Source organism: Gimesia maris (genome assembly GCF_008298035.1).
Classification (GTDB): Bacteria; Planctomycetota; Planctomycetia; order Planctomycetales; family Planctomycetaceae; genus Gimesia; species Gimesia maris.
In genome coordinates this window covers 6,708,203-6,730,705 of sequence record NZ_CP042910.1, presented here as the reverse complement: position 1 = coordinate 6,730,705, position 22,503 = coordinate 6,708,203, and the positions used below count along the sequence as shown (strand labels likewise).

Sequence of the window (22,503 nt, the reverse complement as noted above, 5' to 3'; positions counted from 1 at the left end):
CTTAATCTCGCCCCCAATAGGGAAATTTCTTTTGTATCAATGGTTTCTTCTTTGGTTTTTTCGGTTGCTCTGCCTGATGGCTCATCTGTTGAATCACGCCACCCGGCTGCTGATTGTTGATGACATCCGGATTCAAATTATCCTGAGGCATGACTGTGGTGGGGATTGGTTCCAGCAGGCCTTCTCCTTCAGGAATGAATTCCGGTTCTCCTGGTGGTACTGCGAAGATCGGGCCATGCATCTGTTCTGCTTTTTCGACCTGCAGATGAATGCGTTCTGATTCCACCTGTTTGATAAACTCCGAGTCAGCATCGTTACGAATGATGCGTGGCGTCAGGAATACGAGTAGTTCCTTGCGACGTGTCGAACTGTAGTCATAGCGGAAGGGGATTCCTATCAGCGGTATATCCCCCAGCCAGGGGACCTTGCGTTCGATGGTCGTATCCGATTCGGTAATCATCCCACCCAGTACGACTGTCTGTCCGTTGGGAACACTGACTGTTGTTTGCACCTGGGTAATATTTTTGATTGGAGATTCCACGACATTTCCCGTTGTGGCATCGGTGAAGATAGGAACGCTTGAACCATTAAAGTCACTTTTCTCAGCCTGGGTTTCCATCACAATATTTCCATCCGGGCTGATGCGGGGAGTTACGGTCAGGATAATCCCGGCTTCCGACTGTTGAATCACCGGGTTGGCAGAACCGACGGCGGTCACCGAAACACCATTCACCACGGGAACAATCTGGCCGACCTGTATCTGGGCAGTCACATTATCCACAGTACGAATCTGCGGTCGACTTAATACGTGCACATTTCGCTTGGCGGCCAGGGCCCGGATCAGAATGCTGACTGATTCCGAACTGGCGGATAAAACCAGACCGCCAAACCCCAGATCACTATTTCCGCGTTGTAATGAAAAATTACTTAGCGCCTGGCCTGCCGTATTACTGACATTATTAGTGTTGTTAGTTCCCAGCGGATTAATACTGTTAAACAGGAATCCCGGTGTCGCTTCTTGAGATACAATCGTCTGATTGGTTTGCGTGACATTGTTTTGACCGGTGATGGTTTGCTGCACTGTCAGCACGTTATCAATAATACTACGATTAAAGAGCAATGAATCCTGAAGGCCGAGCTCGACCCCAAACTCATCATCGTTATCCAGTTCGACTTCGACAATCAATGCCTGGATAATCACCTGAGGTGCTTCCTTATCCAGCTGTTTTACAAGATTGGAAATCTGTTCAAAATACCGGGGAGTGGCGCTGATGATCAGATTATTGTTGATCGCTTCGGGAACCACGATGACTTCTCGTTCGAGGAGTTCAAAGCTGCTGATCAGGTCAGGGTCCTGGGCGATGAGTGCACGCTGCGTATCCAGAAATTCATTGATCGCAACGGATACATCAGCGACCGGTGTGTTTTTCAGTTGAATTACGGTCGTTTCGCGTTTGCGGCTATCGGCACCATCCAGTTTCAGTAGAATCGCTTCCACGATCTGCAGAGCATCGGCACCACCCTGTGCGACCACTGAATTTGTGCGGCGATCGACAGAAAATTTCAGTGGGATCAGGTTACTGTTAGCGTCGTTCACGCCGGCAATCTGAATCCCGAGATCGGTCTGCTGATTGTCTGCTGAAAAAGTCGACTGTAGTAAAGTGACCATTGATTCGGCGTCCGCATTCTTGAGAGTGAAAACTTTCAGTTCTGCGACGGATGATACGCGTGCATCAAACTGATTGATCAATGCACCAATCAGTTCCAGACTGTCTTTGGGAGCAGTGACAACCAGTGTATTCGCACGAGGATCTGCGATCACACGTATGTCCGCGAGTAAACCAGATCGTAGAACCCGGCTTTGGGTTCCCTCTTGCGAGAGAAACTCGAGTACGACAGAACGGGCTTCCTGTAACTGCTGTGCGGCTTCGCCCCCGGCACCGCCGATGTTGGTTCCCAGGCCGGCTGTCTGAGCGGCAGCAGGGTTCAGAACACTTTGCAATGTAGAATTCAGGGTTTCCGCCAGGTCGGCTGCGATGGCATTTTTTAACGGGAATATTTTCACGCGACTGATTGCCTGTGACTGATCCAGATCGATTTTCTGAATCAGGGCAGCGACTTCCTGCATATCACGGGGTTGTGCCTGCACGATAATTGAGTTGGTGCGAATGTTGGGAGAAACGAGAATACGTGTTCCCAGTCCGCCACGCTCATTATAGAATTCCCGAATCGTCGTAGCCACCTGACTGGCGCTGGCACTCTTAAGCTGGAAGACACCAAACTCGGTCAATGGATTAACAGGTTGATCCAGTTCCTCTGCCAGTTTGAGGATCGATGGCATATCTGTATCCGGTGCCAGAATCAGTAATGCATTCGGTTTGACCAGAGGAATGATTTTGATTTTCTGGATCTGTCCCTGAATGGCCCGCAGTGTAACGAGATCTTCGTAAACTCCATTCAACAGTTCGGCAAGTGCGGTCGAATTCACATGTCGTAAATTCAATAAATGAATATCGGGACGAGTGCCTTCGCTGAGTTTTTCCAGCTCTTTGATGATTTTCATCAACGCATTGACATCTTCATCTTTACCTCGCAGGATCAGGACACCCAGATCCGGGACCGATTCGATATTGACGTTGCCACTCAGATCCTGCAGTAATTCAGGCAGAGAACGCTGTTTTTCGACTTCGGCAGGTTTGTCAGCCGGTTGGGGTTGTTGTGGATTCTGTGCTGCCCCCGGTTGCTGTTCCTGATATGCGATCTGATCCACGCGCTGTCTGAGCTGGTTGATCTGCTGATCGCGGGGAGAGACAAAATTGTCTGAATAAGTTTTAACAGGCAATCGTTGCGGAGCTGTTGAGGTATTGGTCTGCTGATGTAATTTCTGCGCTACCTGACCAATTTGTGGTGATCCGATTACCAGCTGAATGGACTGTGAAAATCCTTTTGCAGCCTGATCCAGTTTTAATGCAGTGGCTTTCAACGCCTGCGCTTTGGAAGGAGAAGCTTCAAAAACCAGCTCATTATTCTGTTTATCAATACCGATGCGAAAATCGATTTGTGTATTGATGATTTTCAGTGGTTCCTGTGTCTGTTCGTCGACCAGGCTCTCTTCCTGGCTGTTGAAGACGACCAGTCCGGGTAATCCATTGGGACCTTCACCCTGTAATTCAGCACGAGTTTCGAAAGCATGGTAGAACTGTCGGAGGATTTCCGTACTGTTTAGAGTGCGCGGTTGAACTGTAAAAGTTGCAACCTGAGGAGTCGCTTCCTTCTGCTGTATTTTGCGCGCACTTTTTTCAAAGCGAGCTGGCACATCTGCCTGAGTGACTGGGTTCTGTGGATTTTCTGTCTGCTCCAGATGTTCAATCTGGCGAATGTCATTCTTACCAGGTCGAGTCCCTTCCGGTGTCCGATCAGCGGACTGCACGGTTGGTCGAATATATTTCGCTTTCGCTTCCCGAAGATCAAGCACAATCAGGAAACTGTCTTTTTGCAGCAGTCGAAAACCCTTGGGTTCAAGCTCCCGGTTTAAAATCTGAAACGTTTCACTCAGGGTATGAGGCCGCTTATCGATTCTTGAAAAGAATCCTTTGGGAACGACGTCCATGACCAGGGTTAACTCACTCTGTTCTGCCACCTGTTTTAATACCTTCGCCCAGGTAGCCTGAACGTGGTTCAGAGAAATCTCAGCGACATCGCTGGCTTTGCGAACCTGTTTTTGAACAGCTTCGACCTGCTGCTTTGAACCAACGACTGCTGCGCCGGCTTCGCTGGTTTGCGTTTCGGCCGGTTTACGCAGACGGTTCCAGAAACCAAATTTGCCTTCGGCGTGTGCAGAAAGTGACGGACTACTCAGGACGAGTACCGCCAGCAGACACCGGAGATGTCTGGAATATTTTCTGGCTTTGAGTTTGTAAGACAACACCGTTTCACCCCGTGCTTATCAGGATTTGATTTCAGGAATTAGAGTCAGGAAGTGTGGACGCATCTCAAATGAGATCGACTCCGATAGAATCCCTACAATCGTTATTATCGGTAAAGTTTGACATTGCGGTTGAGTAAAGGTTGGTGGAAAACCAAAGAAATCAATGGTTTTCTAAGAAAGTGGTGTGGTTGTAAGTGTTAGTTATTAAATGGGATGCGCGTAGTGGCATCCGCTCGCATCAAGAAACGAGTCGACTGGAAAGTGGGAATAGGATGTTTTAGGGGGATTGGTTGAGAGAAAGGTTTGGGAAACAGGCGTTTGAGGAGTATTGACTATTCACCTGTTCGAACAGAGAACGAGAGACGCTAATTTAACACAGGAAGCGAGGTCAGGTTTCGCAGAGATCTGAAATTTTCTCCCAATGAGAGCATCCAGGGTTTTCCATCGACCTCCAGGATCAGGTGCTGGTCTGTAATTGATTTCACCACGCCATGAATGTCTGCGACATCGATTGTGTCTCCTTCTTGAATTTCCCGTTTCTGGTTGGTTGCCCGGTTTCGGATCCAGGCGATTTTTTTACCATCGATTTCGATGCTGCCTGTTAAAAATGTAAAAAATGCATCATCCAGTGAGACTTTCACATTAATCTGCTGAGACGAAGTGACGGGGGGTGTTCCTGAGTCGGACACGGTTACTGTAATCGGATACTCTTTTAATTCTGTTGATGCAGAGGGGGTCCAGGTTAATTCTCCCGTATCAGGATTAATCTGTGCTCCCTCAGGAGTACCTGCAGCTAAACCAAAACGAAGTTTCTGTGTCGGAAGATCGGCGTCGGTTGCTTTGATAAACAGCGAGAGTGGTTGTGTCTGGTATGCGACGGCGGAAGTTACCGTTTCAATCTTCGGAGGTGTATTCTGTTCCAGAAAGTCGAGCTGGAATGTGCGTTCGACTTTCTGCCCTTCCTGAATAACAGTGATAGTGACCGGGTAATTTCCTGGCTTTTGCTCTTTATCAGGTGACCATTTTAATTTGTCAGTCTCTGCGGTCAGGCCGGGAAGAGCTGATTTGACGGTGATCTGAGGATTCGCCAGGGCCGGATTGACACCTTCCAGCGGAATCGTAAGGTTCAGCGAATTACCCCGAACGACGGTCTGTTTTCCGATTTCTTTTAAATCCAGTTTATAGACTTTGTCGGGAACAGGTTTGGCAAACGGACTGGACTGAGCGATCAAGCGGTAATCGTATAATGCCTGCAGATACTGGGGGGCCTGAGTAACAATAGCGCCTTTCGCGTGTGCTACCGGTTTCGTGTTCAGCATGCCCCGCTGGACTCTCCATTCCGTCGGACCACTCTGAATGACATTCAGAAGTTCGTTATCAATTTGAATCAGAAATGTCTGGTCGATGGGAAAATGCGCTGTGCTGAGTACTTTGAGCAGTTCGGCATCCTGAGTCAAAGGCTGCTGCAGGCGTGTGCTGCCTTCAGTGAATTGATTTAACGGCGCCAGCTCCACCGGTATGCCCGGTTCATAGCGTGCGGGAACTGTCAGGTTTGCCCCGCGCACGACGGTCCAGGTATCACCTTCAACTTTTTCAACGGTCAGGAATTCCTGATCCAGGCGGATTCGAAATGGGGTCTGACTGGGAAAGTCGAGTACGTCGTGAACTTTCATTTTTGTCGCGTCAAACTTCAATGTTGAGGCCAGTTTTCCGCGGGGGAACAGCAGTTCTCGCGGCCGGGCTTTGGCTAAAGCGAGTCCCTCCGCAGTCAGTTTGATTTCGAGTCGGTCAGACAGGCGGGTGCCGGTACTGTCCAGTTCCAGGCTGATTATATTCTGTTGCAGATCGGTCTGGTAGAAGTGTAACAGAAACTGACATAACTGAGCATAAGTAGCAGATCCTTCCAATGAAGCCTGAATCGCGATATAGGTTTTTCCTTCCCGCATACGTCGACCGGGAGAGAGTTTGAGGTTGGAAAAACCGGAGAGTTCTGCCAGATCATTCAACCATTCCAGATAGAGTCGTTGCGCATCGTGTTCGTCAGGGGGCAAGCTGTTATCCACCCAGGCACCCAGTTGTTTGGCAGAGCGTAACAGTTCCAGTTCTTTTTGTTCCCGTTGATCAATCTGCTGATTCAAAGCTTTTAACTGATTCCGGCGTGTTTCCACAGGTTCAATGAACGTACTGTTGATCAGAGGCATTCCCAGCCAGATCAAAATGACGGCACCAAAAGCTGCGGCTAATATTTTTTCACGTTTTTTCATTGTCTCGACATTCAACTCAAAAAAGTGGATGAAACAGGTTGATTCCCGACCTGATCAATTCCCATTTTGCTTTACTGGTTCAGCGGGCTGTTGGACTGCAGCGCGGGGGGGAAGTTTTTCTGCATCGATTTCAAAGGGAACCGGATATTCAGAATCAAAAGTTTTGTTTGTACTGCGTTTGGGATGGACTCGAAAGTTGCTTTTGGATAACTGCTGATTGAGGTCCCGGGAATCCAGGTCGTCTTTTGCATTACCAATCGCCCGCAGGCGACTGAGTGAGGTCTGACTTGTTGAACGGTTGACATCGAGTTCGCTGAGGTAAATGCGATCTGTACCCGGCAGAATGGTATCCAGTTCCTGTAGTACTTTCAGCGTTTTAGAATTGGAGTTATCCCATTTTTGAATGAGGGCCACAGATTCTAATGTCGGCTGCCCCCGTTTGAGCAGCTCATCGAGATCGCGCTGGATTTTTTGTCGATCGGCAATTTGCTCATCAAGACTCGAAACACTCTGGTGGGTCATATAGAGAGCCGTCAGCAGAATCAGCACTGTTCCGGCCAGACCCAGTCCAATCTGGAGTTTGCGACGATCCGGCTTTTGATCCGCTTTGTGGGGATGCAGAAAATCTACGACTTCCAGATGCTTCTGCTGTAGAGAATACAGGATACCCAATGGGCCGGCCAGAACGCCGGGGGAAGTCAGATCTTCAGGGGGCTCTTGTGAAAACGTTTCCATCTGCAAGGGATTGATGATTTCGACGTCACACAACTGCCGTTCCTGTAACAGTGCAGCGCATTCCGGTCGACCACCAACCAGTAAAATCTGACTTATTTTTTCACCACTCAGCTGTGAACTGCGCGAGAGGAGAAATCGGTTGATTTCTGACTTGATGGTCTGATCTACAACTGAGGGGTCTGAAGAACCCATTGCTGAGGAACTGGTAAATAATATTTGTCGCTGGTGGACCAGTGTTATCTCGAGGTTTGTCTCAACCAGATTCACGATCAGTGCGGGTGCTTCCATCACAGCAGGTTTGATGTGGCTGATCCAGACGGCTGCGTTGATGGAGCTGATTCCCGTGGCTGCAATTTCCAGACCCATCGATTGAAACGTTTTAATAGCCTGATCATGCGACTGTTTAGCGATACTGGCCACCAGTACTTCGCGCGTTTTTTTTCCTTCGCGGGGGGGCAGTAGCAGATAATCCAGCAATAGCTGATTCAGGGGAACCGAAGATCGGGTGGCTGTCTGCAGGTGGACGATTTCCGGAACTTCTTCAAGTGGAACTTCGGGGATTTCCAGCAGGCGGATTGTTGTGTCGTGCCGGGGAAACGAAATCAGAATCTGTTTCGCGGACAGTTTCAGCCGTCTGAATTCATTTTTTAACCAGCTGCCGGCAGAGACAGGATCTGTTTCCGGATGTAACTGTTCAGGCCAGGTGATCTGAAACGCACGTTTCACGGAGACACCGGATACACCAATGTGTCCTTCCACGCCGGTGAGTCCTGTTTTTTCCCAGTTGATTGCCAGGTAGTCTGCCATAATCTGTTCTCAAAAAACGTCAGTGAAGGATATAACAATTATAGGTTCTGATTCGGGTTGCTGCAGAGGTTATTCTTCCTGCGACATTCCCTGCAGGGTAGAAACGGGATAACCGCTACCCAGGTTACTGATGTCACGAATCGCTATGATGCGTGGCGGAATAAAGGTGCCATCAATCACAGCTTCCATGCGTGTCAGTGGACCTCCCTGTCCGTAATATCCCAGAGACTGCACACGAAAGACATCTCCGCCGCTACAGATGTAAGGGGCCAGTAATCGCATTTGTTCAATTGTGGTAAGCCCTTCAATCACAAGCCATCCTGTTGTCTGGCGCGCCTGACTGATTTCCGTAGGAGGGGCTCCGTTTGTAGCAGTCATCTGGGAATTAACGATCGCATTCGCCAGGTCAGTTTCCATCCCGGGGATGCCCAGCAAGGTTTCCAGACGTGCTTCATCAATCTGGATTCGGCCTTCGATATATTGATTTTTGGACGTGGTCAGCAGGTCATGCAGCACCGGTAATTCCGCGGTCATTGCTCCCGGGTCGGCCAGCCAGGGACTGGAGAGTGTTGTTTTTTTTCCATCAATTTCTGTTTCGACTTCAGACCCAATCAGGTCAAAGAGTGAATTAATGGTAAACGCGCCACCGGGCGAGAGGTCCATGCCACCTCGTGTCACGGTGACTCCTTCTTCTGAAAACATCGCTTTGGCAATACCATTAGCGAGCTCATTCAGAGCCTGTTTTTCACTCATGCTGCCTCCTACGGTAGTCGTCTGCAAACCAGATGACAGATCGCTTTCCGTGACAACCGGACCACTTAAACGATAGGCAACAATGAACCGGGCCTCATCGGGTCCGAGTTCGGTTTCGAGTGCATCGTAAAGTTCCGTCAGCATGGTCTGATTGACGTTGATTTTTTGGGAACCATCGGGGCGGATATTAATTTCACGACTGTGAACGGTAAAGTACTCGCACCAGCCTGCATTGAGAACGCCATCGGCATTGTCATTGGGCAGAGTGGCATCGCCGTCATTTTCATTGAAATCCAGGATCCCGTTGCGGTTGGTGTCTTCGCCGTAGAGCAGTTCCGGGGTAATGTCGCGCACCAGTAACAGTTCATCCAGTGATTCCAGTGGACCATTTTTAGGGAAATAAGGCGTCTCCAATGTCTCGTAGAAATCGCTCTCCGCTCCATAGGTCCGCGTTTCGTCATCATCGTCGATCCAATCCAGAATTGCAGCGGCGATGTCTTCGGTCATGTTGGGGATATTCATCAGGCGTTCGACGGCAGCCCCCTCTTCCTCCTCTTCTTCACTGGCCAGAATATTCAAATTCAACTTACCTGATTCATTGATCAGGCCAAAGCGAATTGTTTTCGAAGCGGCATCTTTAGTGACCGGTGCAACGATGCTGAAATAACCGCTGGCACGCGGTACATCCGAGGGGAGTAAATTGATATTCTGAAACTGATCTGGATTATGATATGAGTTCCAGCCATCAATGTCCGAACGGTCGCCTACATAGGCGGCGGCGAGTTCAATTCCGGACAGAGCCAGCTCGCGTGACTGGATTGAACGGCCATAAATGTTTGTTGCTTCCACCTCGACGATCATTAATTCCGAGAATGTGTAAGCGCCCAGGGTGAGCATGACGACTACCACAAGTACCACGAGCAATGTACTGCCGGCCCGTAACTTCAGCCGGTTTTTCTGATTGGAAAAACCAGCGGATTGTACGAGTTGTGATGTGTGTGTTTTCATACGTTATTCTGCAGTCGTTAATTAAAACGTGGTGGTGTCCTGAGTGGTGGTTTGCAACGTTGACGGCAAAGCCAGCGGGAGCGCAATTACCATGCTGAAGCTGTTTTCATTCCCATTGATTTTATTATTGGCGATTTTTTCGAGACCTTCAATATTTTCATTTTGAAAGCCGATTGTCACTTTGATTGCCTGCGGGACCGTTCCGTATTCGATGCTGTCCCAGACTTCCAGCCAGTCTGTACCATCAAAATACTGAAACTGCAGACTGCTGATTTCCGCTGCCAGCAGTTGTGACTGTTGTGCCAGAACCTGAACATCAGCTGATCCGTCCGCCATGCTCATCGCGAGTCGATCTCCTTCGAGCCGGGCAAGCCCCTGTGTGCTCTGGCCGGTGGTTGTGGTATTGCGATATTGATCTCCGACGGCCCCCTGCAAGCCTTCTGCACCAGCGACCGCCAGAAAGTAAGAGACCGAGAGCAGATCGCTCTGCATCGCTGATGAACTGCCAGTATTCGAGATGAGCAGTGGCTGTCTGCCGGGACGGCTGGTGTGCAGAACCAGTGATTGTGCATCACCAAACACACCGATATTTCCTGAAGTATAGGCATCATCCGGATTCGTGACTTCGATGACCGTTTCTTCGGTTTCCGTTTCGGAAGAGCCGGTGGTGGACTCCTCTTCTTCTACCGCTGTTTCCTGCATGTAGGTAACAGAATGTAAATCCTGTGAGATCTTCTGGAAGACGGCCCGCGCGATCTGTGCCCGTTCCACCTGTTGCTGTCCAAGTGTGGTATATTTCCAATACAGATCAAGAGCGGAATAGATCGCAGCCAGCAGCAGTCCTGTCAGTCCAATCGCCAGAATGACTTCCAGCATTGTAAAACCAGAAGTACGAGCAGAGTTTCTTTTGTGAAGGGCAGTCTGAATTTTCATAGCTGATCCTCCAGCGTGGTGTCGGTCGTGGTTTCGACCGTATTGGCGGCATCAAGGAGCATGGCGGGATCGCGTACCTGTCGGATTAACTGATAACTGGTGGAAACAGTTTCCGAGTCTCCGATATATTGGACGAGCACTGTCAGCTTCAGCATGTTTTCATAGTCACCTGGTTCGACGTTGAGGCTCCATTTCCAGTTTTCACCCTCATCGTCAAATGCAGACATCGCAACTGATTCCATTGGCTGGGCGCCTGCCAGTACCTCTGCCAGTACTGATTGGCATCGGAAAATTGCCTGGGTTCTTAACTGGGTCTGTACTGCGGCCCGGGAGCCGATTCCAATGAGCTGACTGAGCGCCGTTAACGCGGCCAGAAAGATTGAGAGTGAGATCAACACTTCGAGCAGCGTCAGTCCCGCTCGGCGTGATTCGTGATTTGCTGAAATCCTCTGGTGAACCTTCATGGCGATTTCTCCTGTTGGTAAGAAATCGTCGTATTACCGGTCAGGCCGCGCAGTTCGATACGCGCTACTTTTTGCTCTTTTTTCAGGATGTCATGCTGCAGGTCGAGGGCTGCGGTTCCATCGGGATAGAAGGTGATGGGGAACGAGCTTTCAACCCAGCGTAAATCTTTTGCATTGGGAAGGCCGGACAGCCACTCAAACGGAATCATCGATTCGGTGACGGTAGCCGATACCGTTTTGCTGAACTGAAATTCTTCAGGTAACTCGCCGACAATAAAAGCATCGCTGGTACCTGCCGTGGTTGATCCACTCTCATCGGTATTGAGTCCCAGAAGTGACTGGTCAACTGGGACTATCAGATACTGATTTCCTCCCAGTTCCAGATACACGTGATAATTCACGCCATGCTCAATGGCACGAATACGGGCAGCAGCGAAGACCGAATTCACATCCTGCATACTTTGGCGCAGGCGGTTACTGGAACTGATGCGCATGACAGCAGGCCAGACCACGGAAACGAGCACCAGCAGTAATGCCAGTACCAGCAGCATTTCGAACAGCGTAAAGGCTGATCGACGCTGATGCGCGTTTCTGAATATGTGTGGCTGTTTTGTCACGTGCTACATCCTCTGAATTCATCTGCTGCAGGCCTCTGGCTAAGACAGATTATTCATTCAGATCCCAGTTATTGACATCATCGCCTGAGCCATTTTCATCCTGCTGATTTGGTCCGGAAGACCAGATCGCCGGTTTGGTCGATTTGGCTTTGTTGTTGGGATATTCATAGTGAAAGACCTGTCCCCAGGCATCGAGGGGAATCGATTCGATAAAGGGTTCGGCTGCCTGGCCATCAGTGCTGACGGGTTCCATCAGCAGTTCTAACTGTTCAGCGCCCCCCTGCGGGTACTCACCATTGTTCTCAGCAGCATACAGTTTGAAAGCCTGTTCCAGATTATGAATACTGGCACGGGTGGCTTTAATATTGGCTTTTTTCTGGCTGCCGAGCAGGTTGGGGACGACCATGGCTGCGATCACCAGGATGATTCCCAGTACGATCAGCATTTCCAGCAGGGTAAAGCCGCGACGTTTTTGTTTGGTTTGTGATTTGTTTCGATACATGTCTCCATCCTTTTCTCTATATACAATTCCAGCCTGATTGATTCTGTGTTCTACCCGTGTGAAGATAAAACCTCTCAATGATTTCTACTTTTATTATAGTAAACCCGAGCTTTGAAAAACCGGTAAAAGCAACGCTAACATCACAAAAACCACAACTGCCGCCATCAACAGGAGCATTAAAGGCTCCAGCATGCGGACAAACATATCAAGCTTCCGGTTTGTCTGCCGTTCCATGTTGTCGGCAATATCAATTAACACCTGTTCGAGGTTATTGGCTTCTTCCCCGACGGCAATCATTTCGACGACTTCTTCAGGAAACTGACCGCTCGAAGCAAATGGCTGGGCGATAGATTTTCCCGCAGAAATACTTTCAGCCGCTTCACCTATTGATTTGCTGATGACTTTGTTACCGGCGGCATCTTTGGCGATTCGGAGTGACTGCAGAATGGGGACACCGTTGGCAAGCAGAGTTCCCAGAATGCGGCAGAAGCGGGCGATCGCCAGACTGCGGACCACGTCACCCAGCCCATACGCAGTCAGACGGAACTGATCGAATTTGTATCGACCTTCTTTCGTTTCGATATATTTATAAACCGCAACAACCGCCATTCCGATCGAGAAAAATATGATAAACCAGTAAGATTGCATAAATGCACTGAACCCCAGCAGGGTCGTCGTGGCCCAGGGGAGTTCCCCCCGTTCTGACATTCTCGCAAAAATCGGCTCAAATTTAGGTACGAAATAAACCAGCAGAAAGCTGACGATGACAGTGCCGAAAGTCGTGAGAAAAGCCGGGTAAATCATGGCACCCACAACGCGGTTTTTCAATTCTTCCTGGTGATCAGTGAAACTGGCGATGCGTTTGAGAACGTCTTCCAGAAAGCCGCCTTCTTCTCCTGCGCGGACCATACTGACTGCGAGTTCAGAAAAGACTTTCGGATGCTGCCCCATCGCAACAGCGAGCCTGGTACCGTCGGCGACTTCGGCACGGACTTCTTCCAGCACCTGTTTGAGGGAAGGGTTCGTCGACTGTTTATTTAAGAGTTCCAGAGACCGCAACAGGGGGACACCTGATTTGAGCAGGTCTGCCAGTTGGGTATAAAAGATGGACAGGTAACGTGCCCGTACCCGACGTCCGGAGTGTTTCAACTGGGCTTTTGCTTCATCTGCCAGGTCTACTTTCACCGGAAACAGGCTGCGCGCAGCCAGTGAATTCAGGGCATCCTGCTGATTGGATGCCGACAGAATCCCCGTGACCTGGCGGCCCGTTGCTTCGCGTGCGATGTATTGAAAATCCGGCATGGTTCTGACTTTGACAGCGTGTGCTTAAATTAAAAAATGATTTCTGGTTTAAATTAGCATTCGATTAAATATCACCCTTGGTCACGCGGAGGATTTCATCGATGGATGTCACCCCCTCCAGCACTTTCAGCCAGCCGGCATCACGCAGCGTCTGCCAGCCATTTTTACGGGCATAGTCACGGATCTGACCGGAACTGGCATGTTCCGTACATAATCTTCGGATGACGGCATCATTGACCAGCAGTTCGAGAATCCCGATTCGTCCGGAGTAACCCATTTCACGGCAGTGGCGACAGCCAACCGGTTCCCAGAGTTCTTTGATATCCTGCACAGGAAAGTCGGGTGGTATCTTATCCGGATGCGGTTCGTAAGGTCGTTTACAATGCTTGCAGAGCACGCGTACCAGACGTTGTGCCAATACCGCTTCCACCGTACTGGCGACCAGATAGGATTCGACACCCATGTCAATCAGTCGTGTGAAGGCACCGGGGGAATCGTTGGTGTGCAGCGTGCTGAAGACCAGGTGACCGGTTAAAGATGCCTGGATTGCACTGTTGGCAGTTTCACCGTCTCGGATTTCCCCGATCAGGACGATATCGGGGTCATGACGTAAAATACTGCGGAGCCCGGCGGCGAAGGTCAGTCCGATTTTGGAATTCACCTGAATCTGGCTGATACCTTCACTGTGATATTCGACCGGGTCTTCCACGGTAATGATTTTTGTTTCAGGGTTTTTGATTTCATTCAAGGCACTGTAAAGTGTCGAAGTTTTTCCACTCCCCGTGGGACCTGTGACCAGAATGATTCCATGAGGCAGTTCGATCATCTCGCGAAATGTTTTCAGCATTTCAGGATTCAGTCCGACATTGTCCAGGCGAAATACCATGCGTTCTTTATCGAGCAGACGCATGACGATGCCTTCACCGTAGATCATGGGGATGATCGAAACACGAACATCAATTTCCCGACCGGTGATGCGGAGCTTGATGCGTCCATCCTGAGGCAGTCGCTTTTCCGCGATATTCAGGTGCGACATGATTTTGAGACGCGTAATAATTGCCGAATAAAAATGATTAATTTCCGGAGGGACTGACTGCACCCGCAGCAGACCGTCAACCCGGTAACGGATCACGAGTCCGGTTTCATGCGGTTCAATGTGGACGTCACTGGCCTGTTGCTGTAACGCTTCGATCAATAGTTCATTGACCAGTCGAATCACGGAAGCGGTCTGTGCCATGTCGGCCAGTTCGCCATGTTCCTCAGAAACTTCTTCCAGCAGTTCGACGCCATCTTCTGCTGCCCGTTGTGAGACGAGTTCGTTAATCGTATCGCCGCCGACTCCCAGGTTTTCCTTGATCAGTTCCATCACATCATCATGTAATGCCAGGACCGGTTCGAGATCCAAACCGCTTAGTGAACTGAGTTCGTCAATGGCTTCAAAATCGAAGGGGTCTGCCGAAGCAACCAGAACGCGACCATTGTTGCGCTGCAAAGGGAGCAGGGCATTGCGAAAAATCGGCGTTGCGGGGAACTGGGCCAGCAGCACTTTGTCGACCTGATAATCTTTGAGCTCAAAGTATTTCATGCCCAGTTCGTCGGCAAACGCTTTAAGCAGATCTTCTTCAGAAGCGAGTCCCATTTCCATGACAACGCGGTCCAGACGATTTCCGTTCGCCGACTGCTGCGCCATGAGCAGTTGGCGGTCGTCCAGGATGCCACGTCTTTGGAGAATTTCACCGATTTCCATGGAGTTGACTCAATGGTTTGATATCAGAAGATTGGATTGGAAGTTGAATTATATATCAGCGACCACGGCTACGGCTGGATCGACTGCTGCCTCCACCACGTGAGCTGCCACCATCGCTGCCCGGGAAACGAAAACCGCGTGAACCACGACCACTGAAGGGAGAACTGCCACGACTGGAATCGCCACCCGGCGCACCACCGGCACCCATGCGTTCGCGCATGCGCTGTTCGAAAAAGTTTCGAATTTCTTCGCCACGGTCACCAGAGCTTGAGGGGGAGGTAGACTGAGAGGGAGAATCAGGTGTCTGGTTGGTTGTTTTTTTGCGTGTGTCACCAGTTGTGCTCACGGTGACATTCGGCAGCAGTGAAGTCAGGGCATTCTGGATTAAAGCTGAGTTTCCATTATTCAAAGTGACAACCTGCACCGATTTTCGTGACATCTTTGCTGAGTAGTCCAGTTCACGGACCAGTGATTCAATTTCCTGGAACAGGGAATCGCTGGCGGAGACGAGCAGTTGATTTGCATTTTCATCTACGCTGACCGCAAGACGAGCTTCTGCCGGTTGTGCATTTGAGCCACCCTGGGAGCCTCCTCCCATCATGGCGGCAAACGGATTGCCGCCTCTGCGTGAGTTGTTCTGCTGTTGTGGTGGCTGCAGATAATCTTTGTAAAGTTCTTTGACGATGTTGCTCACTTCTGTTGCCGAGGCGAACTCAACAGGAATGATTCCCGGTGAACGATCTCGTAGAGAAGCCGGTAATTCAGAAGTATCCAGTACTTTCAGCATCTGTTCCACAGAGCGGACTTTATCCGAAGGCCCCGTCACATAAAGTGCATTGGAACGGACTTCAGGGATGATACGCAGTGTCTGAGGTCCCATGCCCAGAGTGGACAGTCCGGTGGCATCCATCAGGCTGCCACCAATATTAGTGATCCCACTCAGCATCCCGGAGCCCGAGTCCATGTCAGAGACAGAACTGCTGGGAAACAGGCTTTCCAGCATTTTGGCTGTCGCGGTGGCATCTGCAGATCGCAGGTAAAAAACGGTCCACTGATTTTTGGGCGGAATGGCCTGCGTCAGCGCTTCAATCATTTTTTCCAGTCTATTGAGGGCTTCCAGATCTGTTGAAGAAATAATCAGATTATCTCCGTTAGAGGAAACCGCTACCGGGTTCTTTTTTTTACCCTGGGGAACGTCAGCAGGTTCATTGCCCGATTCTGGTTGCTTTGGTTTTTCTGAACTGTTTCTGGTATCCGTATTCTCATTCTGTTCTACAGTGGCTTCGGTTTTCTCATCGCTGGCCGTAAAGAATAATCGCTGCTGTTCCGTCTCACGAACAGGTTGCTGCCTTCGAATAGGGCGATTCAAGGGAGCACTGGTATTTTGTGGTTGATTCCGAAATCCGCGGTTATGATTCGGGGCTTCTTCTTCGCCTCCGATAATGCGTTCGCGGATCAGATTGTTTTCTGAAGGTACGACAATGCGGATCGGATTCTCATCGCCTGAGGAAGCAGACCAGAGTTTATTAATCAGTTCCATGATTTCACGGGAATCACGGCCGCCCAGCGGAATGGTTCGGACTGGACCACGATCGCGGATGTCGTTGGAGCGGCCCGACCCATCTTCGCCCAGTTGTGCCAGAAGTGCTTTTACCTGAATCACCTGGCCGGGAGTGCCACGAATCAGAAGGCGACGGCCCAGCAGATCGGCTTCGATGGTTGGAGCAGCGTCACCATCGCGCAGGAAAAGTGACCGCAGCGTCGTTGTTGCTGAAATGGGATCCATTGAGCTGAGGTTAATCACGGAAACAGACTGACTGCCTCCTTCGCCATCCAGTTGTCGAATCATCTCTTCGATTTTTTCGTGCTCTCTATGAGTGGCAAGTATGTGGATTTTATCATTGCGGGCATCTTCGTTGACGACAACACCCGGTATCATCGCATCCAGGGTTTTGGTCACTTCGCGTGAGTCGGCAGAACTGACGGTATAAACGCGCAGAAACGGTTTGTTGCCACCGGGGCCCAGTGGGTTATCATCATCGACGTCGATCGATTTGATGATTTCATCCGCGATCTTAATCTGGTCGGGTGTGGCAGTGACCAGCAGGCGATTCGTACGAGGATCGGCGGTTACCTGGGTATTGGACTCTTTGCTGGGCTGTGGCTGCGGAGGGCTTCCGCCACGATCTCTGCTGCTTCTGGAGCGATAGTCAAAGTAACGGGATGAGGTGGCACTGGCACTCACATTTTGAGTGGCAGCAGGCAGGCCAAACTGGCTGCGGACGATTTTTTCCGCTTCGGTTGCATCAATGTATTTCAGTTCAAAGGAGCGAAAGAGCAGATCGGTAGGACCAGCGTTAGCCATGGCACCTTCCAGCAGCTTTTTCACTCGCGACAGGTTGCTACCGATATCCGTCACAATGATGGAGTTGGCTGTGTTCAGAGCCACTGATTTGCCCTGTGGCCCCAGAATCGCCTGGACTTCCTTGGCGACCTGGCTGACATCAACACCTTCCAACTGGAAGGTTACGCTCATCAGTTCATTTTTTCCGTGTTCGGTAATCTTTTCGGAATCGACAATCGGAACGAGGTTGGGCGGAATACCGTTATCGATATTCAGTACGACCAGAAACTGATCGCGGCGAACAATGATATAACCTTTCTGCAGGAGGTAGCCATTGATGATGTCGAGTGCTTCCGTGGGGGTGTAGCTACCCTGGTCGAAGTAATTAAAGGTTCCTGGTGGAACATCATTCAGATCGAGAGTGTAACCGGCTGATTCTGCAAACAGCTTAAGAACATCGCCCCAGGGGGCAAACCGGAAGTTAAAGGACATTTTGTTGACAGCTCCGGGTTTTTTCGCTGCCTGCGGATCATCGGGGGCGGCAGGTTTATCGGGGGCATTATTCATGGCAATTGCACTACCGCCACCGAATGAAATACTTCGGTCTTCCGGCTTCAAGCCTTCAGGTTCCATGGGGATCTGCGGACGTGGTCGTGGAGTCGGGCTGGCATTACTGCTGACGGCAGGTACACCGGGCTCAGCCGGTTTTGCGTCTGAAACCAATGCCGGGCCCAGCATCTGGCTCCATTGAGTCTGCTGATCTTTGGTCAATACAGCTTCGATTTTCTGATCGAATTCCTGCTGAACTTTCTCGCGCTCTTCTGTAGTCGCACGTCGCCCCAGTTCACGACGGGCGTTGGATCGCTGTTCTTCCAGTTCGGTAATCTGCTTCAATTGGTCTTCAGTCAGCTTGAGTTGTTTGGCGGTATCATCATTGGTCAACTGGCGATAGCCGGCTTCCTGTAACTGCAGTTGTTTCAGACGGGTAGCCTGCTTTTCGTTCAGCAGACTCATCACTTTGGCTTCGCCTTCGGAACGCTGTTTTTCGAAAGATGCGCTCATTTCTTCTCGAACTTTAGTTCGTTCTTCATCTGTTTGAGCATCCCGCATGCGTGTCATGAAGGGTTCCATGGATTCGCGTGTGGGCCGTATACTTGCCGCTGCTTCTTCAAGCTGCTTGATCTGGTCTGGGGTCAGCTGGAGTTCCTTCTGAACTTCTTCACGATTGACCAGGGAGCCGAGACCACCCCGGGGGCCACCAAATCCACCTCGGCTGCCGAATCCACCCCTGTCTCCGCCGAAACCACCTCCACCACCGCGACCTCCTCCAAAACCTCCGCGATCGCCGCCAAAGCCCCCGCGGTCTCGTCTGCCACCTCGATCGCCTCGGTTTTCAGTTTCCTGCGCCTGTACTGAACTTATGAGAATGTCAGAGCAGGGAATCAGACCCATCAGGGCGATGGTAAAAAAGAATTGAAATTTGATATATTTCATCATTTGCATGGCGATTCTGATATCAGGCGGAAAAAGAACCAGGACAGGTGTTCTTATGGTCATTGTTATGAGGCTTGTCATAATTTGTTTCAGGGAATCCCACAGCCATTCTGTCGCTACGTATGTGGTCTTTATATTGCGGAATCTACTGACTACAGACTAAGTTGCCTCAAAAGCAAATACAAGATTATTTAGGTTGTTAGTGTTCTATCATGTTATACTTCAATAGTTTACAGCTCGTTTCAAAGATCATAGGGATTCTTTCAGAATTCATCGATCTATTCCCTGCTGGCCGGTGTTTCTAATGTCAGATACTGAAATTCTACTTGCATCTCTGGTAGCCAGATGCGCAAAATCACAGTATCTGTTTATTAAACACGGTATTACCCGTGAAAGACCGCTTAAAATGTTGCGGAGTAAGAAAATGTTCCGTTTTACCACTCTCCTGATTCCTTCTGTACTGCTGGTAGGGTTTTGCACTGATCTGGCGTATGCGCAACCAGGTGGTGATAGTCGCTCACGCGGTTTCATGTCGTTTCTGGATCGTAACAAAAACGGGGTGATTGAAGCCTCAGAATTTGACCAGATGCCCGGTCGTTTCAAGGAAACTCTGGAGGCAGCCGGCGTAAATACCTCGCGCGACATGAGCCAGCAGGAATTTGAGCGAATCATGCCTCAGGTGATGGAGCGAATGCGCAGCCAGCGCGGCTCATTTGGTGGTGGTGATCGAAGTGACCGCGGCAGTCGTGGCCGTGATGACCGTAGTCGTTTCGGTTCTTCGCGTGGTTTTGGTGGCCCTCCGGGGGGGGGGCGATCTGGCAGTGATCGGGATGATGACGATGACAGAGATCGGAGCGGTGGCTTTGGGAGAGGTGGTTTTGACCGCGATGCCATGCGCGGCCGCTACGGATCGTTTGAGCCAGATCGGAGAGAGGCGTCTGACTCTGCTTCAGGTGGTCGTTCCAGCAGCAGTTCTTCGAGCAGTTCCTCCAAAAATGAACCAGCGAAGCCGGTTCGCACGACAGTCGATCTGAACCAGGAGTTTGTGCCACACGACATCGATCAGGATGGGCAGATTGGTCTCTACGAATGGCGCAAAAATAATCCGACAAAACTCGGCGAATTTTTCACGATGGATCTGAACGGAGATGGTTTTCTCACGCCGAAAGAAATCAAGCTTGCCAAAGAGGGAAAAACACAGCGGAGTGCAGCTTCTTTCATGTTCGCTTTGAATAGCGGGCAGACTTCTGCAAATCCCCTGGCTGCGAGCGGCAGTTCTGCAACTCCCGGAACAGCAGATGCTTCGAATCAACCTGCACCTGAGAAGACATCCCAGCCAGTGTCGGTCCAGGTCTCGGCACCCAGTACCGATCCACTGGTTGCACAGGCAGGTTATTTCTTTAAACTGGTCGACCGGGATAAGGACGGTTCCGTTTCCCCCGCAGAATGGAAAAAGAGCCGCTCCATGCGGAAGCTGTTTGAACAGGCAAATATTGATCTGACAGTTTCCATGCCTCAGGAACAGTTTGTAAAACATTACCTGGAGATCAAGAAGAAGTAATCAAGTAGTGTTATTTAATTTGTTCTTCATCTTCGGGCATTTTAAGTTTACGTTCCATTTCGCGTTTTGCACGCCGTTCCTGATTCCTGTCAAACTGTTTTGAGATCGCAATTCCCAATAGTTTCAGATAGCCCTCGTCAAACTGCAGTCGAGTTCGGACGCCCGTTTCGGTAGGTTGTGTGGTTACCAGAACCAGATCATTTTCTTTCTGGAATGCACCATCCAGAATTTTCATAACGCCGCTTTCCTGAATTTCCGCTTCGGAAAACAGGTTCAGCCAGGGACGGATATGAAATTCCATCTGTACCGGAGCGGTGCGTTGCTCTTTTCTGGCTTCAGGGGTTGCTGTGTTGATTGTCTCGATGGCTTCATTTAAGGCGGCGACCGCAATTTCTGTTCCCATGGCAAACCAGATCACTTCATTGTCTGCTCCTATATAGAGCGACGGAACTCCGCCGAGAAAACGTTGCTGTTTATCATCGGCGGTTTTGGATTCGGGTTGCATCTGATGCAAGGCGATCCCCTGAACCGTTTCAGCATTCGTGTAGATGTGTGCTTTGTTGTCAGGCAGTTGATCAATACGATTAATGATATCCAGTAAGGAAGCAGGCAGATTTGAGGAAGGTGCGACCTTGATACCGCCAATCAGAGCAAATTTTTTAGTTGGTGTTGAGACCAACTGCGTGAACACATCAATGTGCCCTTTATCGACCATGGTTTTTACCGGGCTGAAGAACTGTTGAATCGAGCTGGTATTCTGCAGGCGTTCTTCTTCGGTCAATAGTTTTTCACTCAATTGTTTTTCGAAGTAGTTTAGATACTTCTGATAGATTTTTCGATCACGTGGGGCAAGATTCATGGAAGCGGAAACAGCAAGTGGCAGGTTTTCACGTGAAGTGATCACACTGAAGTAACTCGCTTTGCCGGGGATATTCTTGACGGCGCGGGCTAAATCGCTGTTGGGCCTGGCCTTAATCAGCATGTCGACAACACCCCGTTTTTCTTCTTTTTCAATACGACCGCCGAACACCAACTCCTGACCTTCGCTCAGAAAATATTCGATACTCTCCAGGTTCTGTTTTCCTGCCATGCGCCGGAGTTCGTAGGCGGCTTTAGATTCGCCATCCCGCTGCTGCAGTTGTGTTTCGATGGCGGTACGGAAGAAACCCAGAAATGTCGTACGCATCAACTCGGGAATGGCGTTCAGATCGAATTTGATCGAGAGGTCGTAGGCCGTGGTCAGGTTCTGCAGTTTTTGGGATGGGTCACCAAAGTCACGGGAACTGATCATGTCCAGACTGGTTTCATTTTCAACGCCCTGAAACAGCATATGGGCATAATCATCCTGGAACCGAATGATGGATTCGCCGCGTCGCCCATTAATTACATACAGGTCATCCCGGTCCGTATCTTTCTTGATGGTTTCTTCGTCACCTGGAATCAGCTTCTCCAGAGTATCAAGAAATGTACGAACTTTCGTCACAGGCAGATACATGGTCGGGACCGGTTGGGGGATTAATCCCGTTTTCAGATAGAGTTCCACACCCAGGTTCTTATTTTTATCGATGCCTTCCAGATCGTTGACATTCGCCAGCGAGGCTGAAGCGATCTCGGCGATTTCAGGACGCTCTGCCAGTTCGAAAATGAAATCGATATCAGAAAGGATCCGCTCCACACTGGCGACATTGATTACGATCAATGGTTTGGGGAGGATCGATTCCACCCCGGCAGCCTTCTTCTCCGGTTGCTCGTCTTTCTTTTCAGCCTCTGGCTTAGCAGACTCTGGTTCCTGTGCAGAAAGTGTGCTGCTGCAGAAGCAGATCAGAACGAGAAGAACCAATTGTCGTCCCATGCGTAATAGCGTTTTTGTGAACATAACCTGTGGCCCCAAAGTGCAGGAAGTTCTCATACGATGCCTTTTCCGTAGAGTTGAGATTCGTATTGAAACGGTGGCGCGTCCTCATACTGTTAAAAACGCGGAATTCGACCGGGGTAAAGACATAATCGGCGTGTGATTTTGTGTACTTATTTCCCGATCAGAGTT

The 22,503-nt window shown here is 50.0% G+C and carries 13 protein-coding genes; 1 reads left to right on the top strand and 12 read right to left on the bottom strand.

The window, feature by feature from the left end; genetic code table 11:
• Position 1 precedes the first annotated feature (1 nt).
• The 11 genes from GmarT_RS25095 to GmarT_RS25045 all read right to left on the bottom strand — a co-directional run bounded on the left by GmarT_RS25095 (position 2) and on the right by GmarT_RS25045 (position 18,901).
• Positions 2–3,928: a secretin N-terminal domain-containing protein gene (locus GmarT_RS25095; protein ID WP_149303395.1), complete on the bottom strand. Its 3,927-nt coding sequence runs from the start codon at positions 3,926–3,928 to the stop codon at positions 2–4.
• 365 nt (positions 3,929–4,293) lie between these two features.
• Positions 4,294–6,192, bottom strand: coding sequence for a cadherin repeat domain-containing protein (locus GmarT_RS25090; protein WP_002648444.1), 1,899 nt, complete (start codon positions 6,190–6,192; stop codon positions 4,294–4,296).
• Between the two features lie 54 nt (positions 6,193–6,246).
• A complete protein-coding gene (locus GmarT_RS25085) occupies positions 6,247–7,734 on the bottom strand; it encodes a type IV pilus biogenesis protein PilM (RefSeq protein ID WP_002648445.1) in 1,488 nt (495 codons plus the stop codon).
• A 69-nt stretch (positions 7,735–7,803) separates the two neighbouring features.
• Positions 7,804–9,495, bottom strand: coding sequence for a type II secretion system minor pseudopilin (locus GmarT_RS25080; RefSeq protein ID WP_002648446.1), 1,692 nt, complete (start codon positions 9,493–9,495; stop codon positions 7,804–7,806).
• Positions 9,496–9,516: 21 nt separating this feature from the next.
• The gene (locus tag GmarT_RS25075; protein WP_002648447.1) at positions 9,517–10,428 is read right to left on the bottom strand and encodes a hypothetical protein; all 912 of its coding nucleotides are present in this window, start codon (positions 10,426–10,428) and stop codon (positions 9,517–9,519) included.
• Positions 10,425–10,892 carry a type IV pilus modification PilV family protein gene (locus GmarT_RS25070; RefSeq protein ID WP_002648448.1) on the bottom strand — a complete coding sequence of 156 codons (468 nt, stop codon included), beginning with the start codon at positions 10,890–10,892 and terminating at the stop codon, positions 10,425–10,427. The genes GmarT_RS25075 and GmarT_RS25070 overlap by 4 nt, the downstream gene beginning before the upstream one ends.
• A complete protein-coding gene (locus GmarT_RS25065; RefSeq protein WP_044239625.1) occupies positions 10,889–11,509 on the bottom strand; it encodes a prepilin-type N-terminal cleavage/methylation domain-containing protein in 621 nt (206 codons plus the stop codon). The genes GmarT_RS25070 and GmarT_RS25065 overlap by 4 nt, the downstream gene beginning before the upstream one ends.
• Before the next feature lie 49 nt (positions 11,510–11,558).
• Complete coding sequence (locus GmarT_RS25060; RefSeq protein ID WP_002648450.1) at positions 11,559–12,011, bottom strand: type II secretion system protein GspG; 453 nt, start codon at positions 12,009–12,011, stop codon at positions 11,559–11,561.
• Positions 12,012–12,104: 93 nt separating this feature from the next.
• A complete protein-coding gene (locus GmarT_RS25055) occupies positions 12,105–13,313 on the bottom strand; it encodes a type II secretion system F family protein (RefSeq protein WP_002648451.1) in 1,209 nt (402 codons plus the stop codon).
• 64 nt (positions 13,314–13,377) lie between these two features.
• Positions 13,378–15,060 (bottom strand): GspE/PulE family protein, encoded by a 1,683-nt coding sequence (locus tag GmarT_RS25050; RefSeq protein WP_002648452.1) that lies wholly within the window; start codon positions 15,058–15,060, stop codon positions 13,378–13,380.
• A 55-nt stretch (positions 15,061–15,115) separates the two neighbouring features.
• Positions 15,116–18,901: a secretin N-terminal domain-containing protein gene (locus GmarT_RS25045; protein WP_149303393.1), complete on the bottom strand. Its 3,786-nt coding sequence runs from the start codon at positions 18,899–18,901 to the stop codon at positions 15,116–15,118.
• 421 nt (positions 18,902–19,322) lie between these two features.
• On the opposite strand from GmarT_RS25045, the gene GmarT_RS25040 reads away from it, so the two are divergent.
• Positions 19,323–20,459 (top strand): EF-hand domain-containing protein, encoded by a 1,137-nt coding sequence (locus GmarT_RS25040; protein ID WP_149303391.1) that lies wholly within the window; start codon positions 19,323–19,325, stop codon positions 20,457–20,459.
• A 10-nt stretch (positions 20,460–20,469) separates the two neighbouring features.
• Here GmarT_RS25040 and GmarT_RS25035 read toward each other — a convergent pair whose 3' ends face one another.
• On the bottom strand, positions 20,470–22,311 hold the full coding sequence (locus GmarT_RS25035; RefSeq protein WP_002648455.1) for a hypothetical protein: 1,842 nt from the start codon (positions 22,309–22,311) through the stop codon (positions 20,470–20,472).
• Between the last annotated feature and the right edge of the window lie 192 nt (positions 22,312–22,503).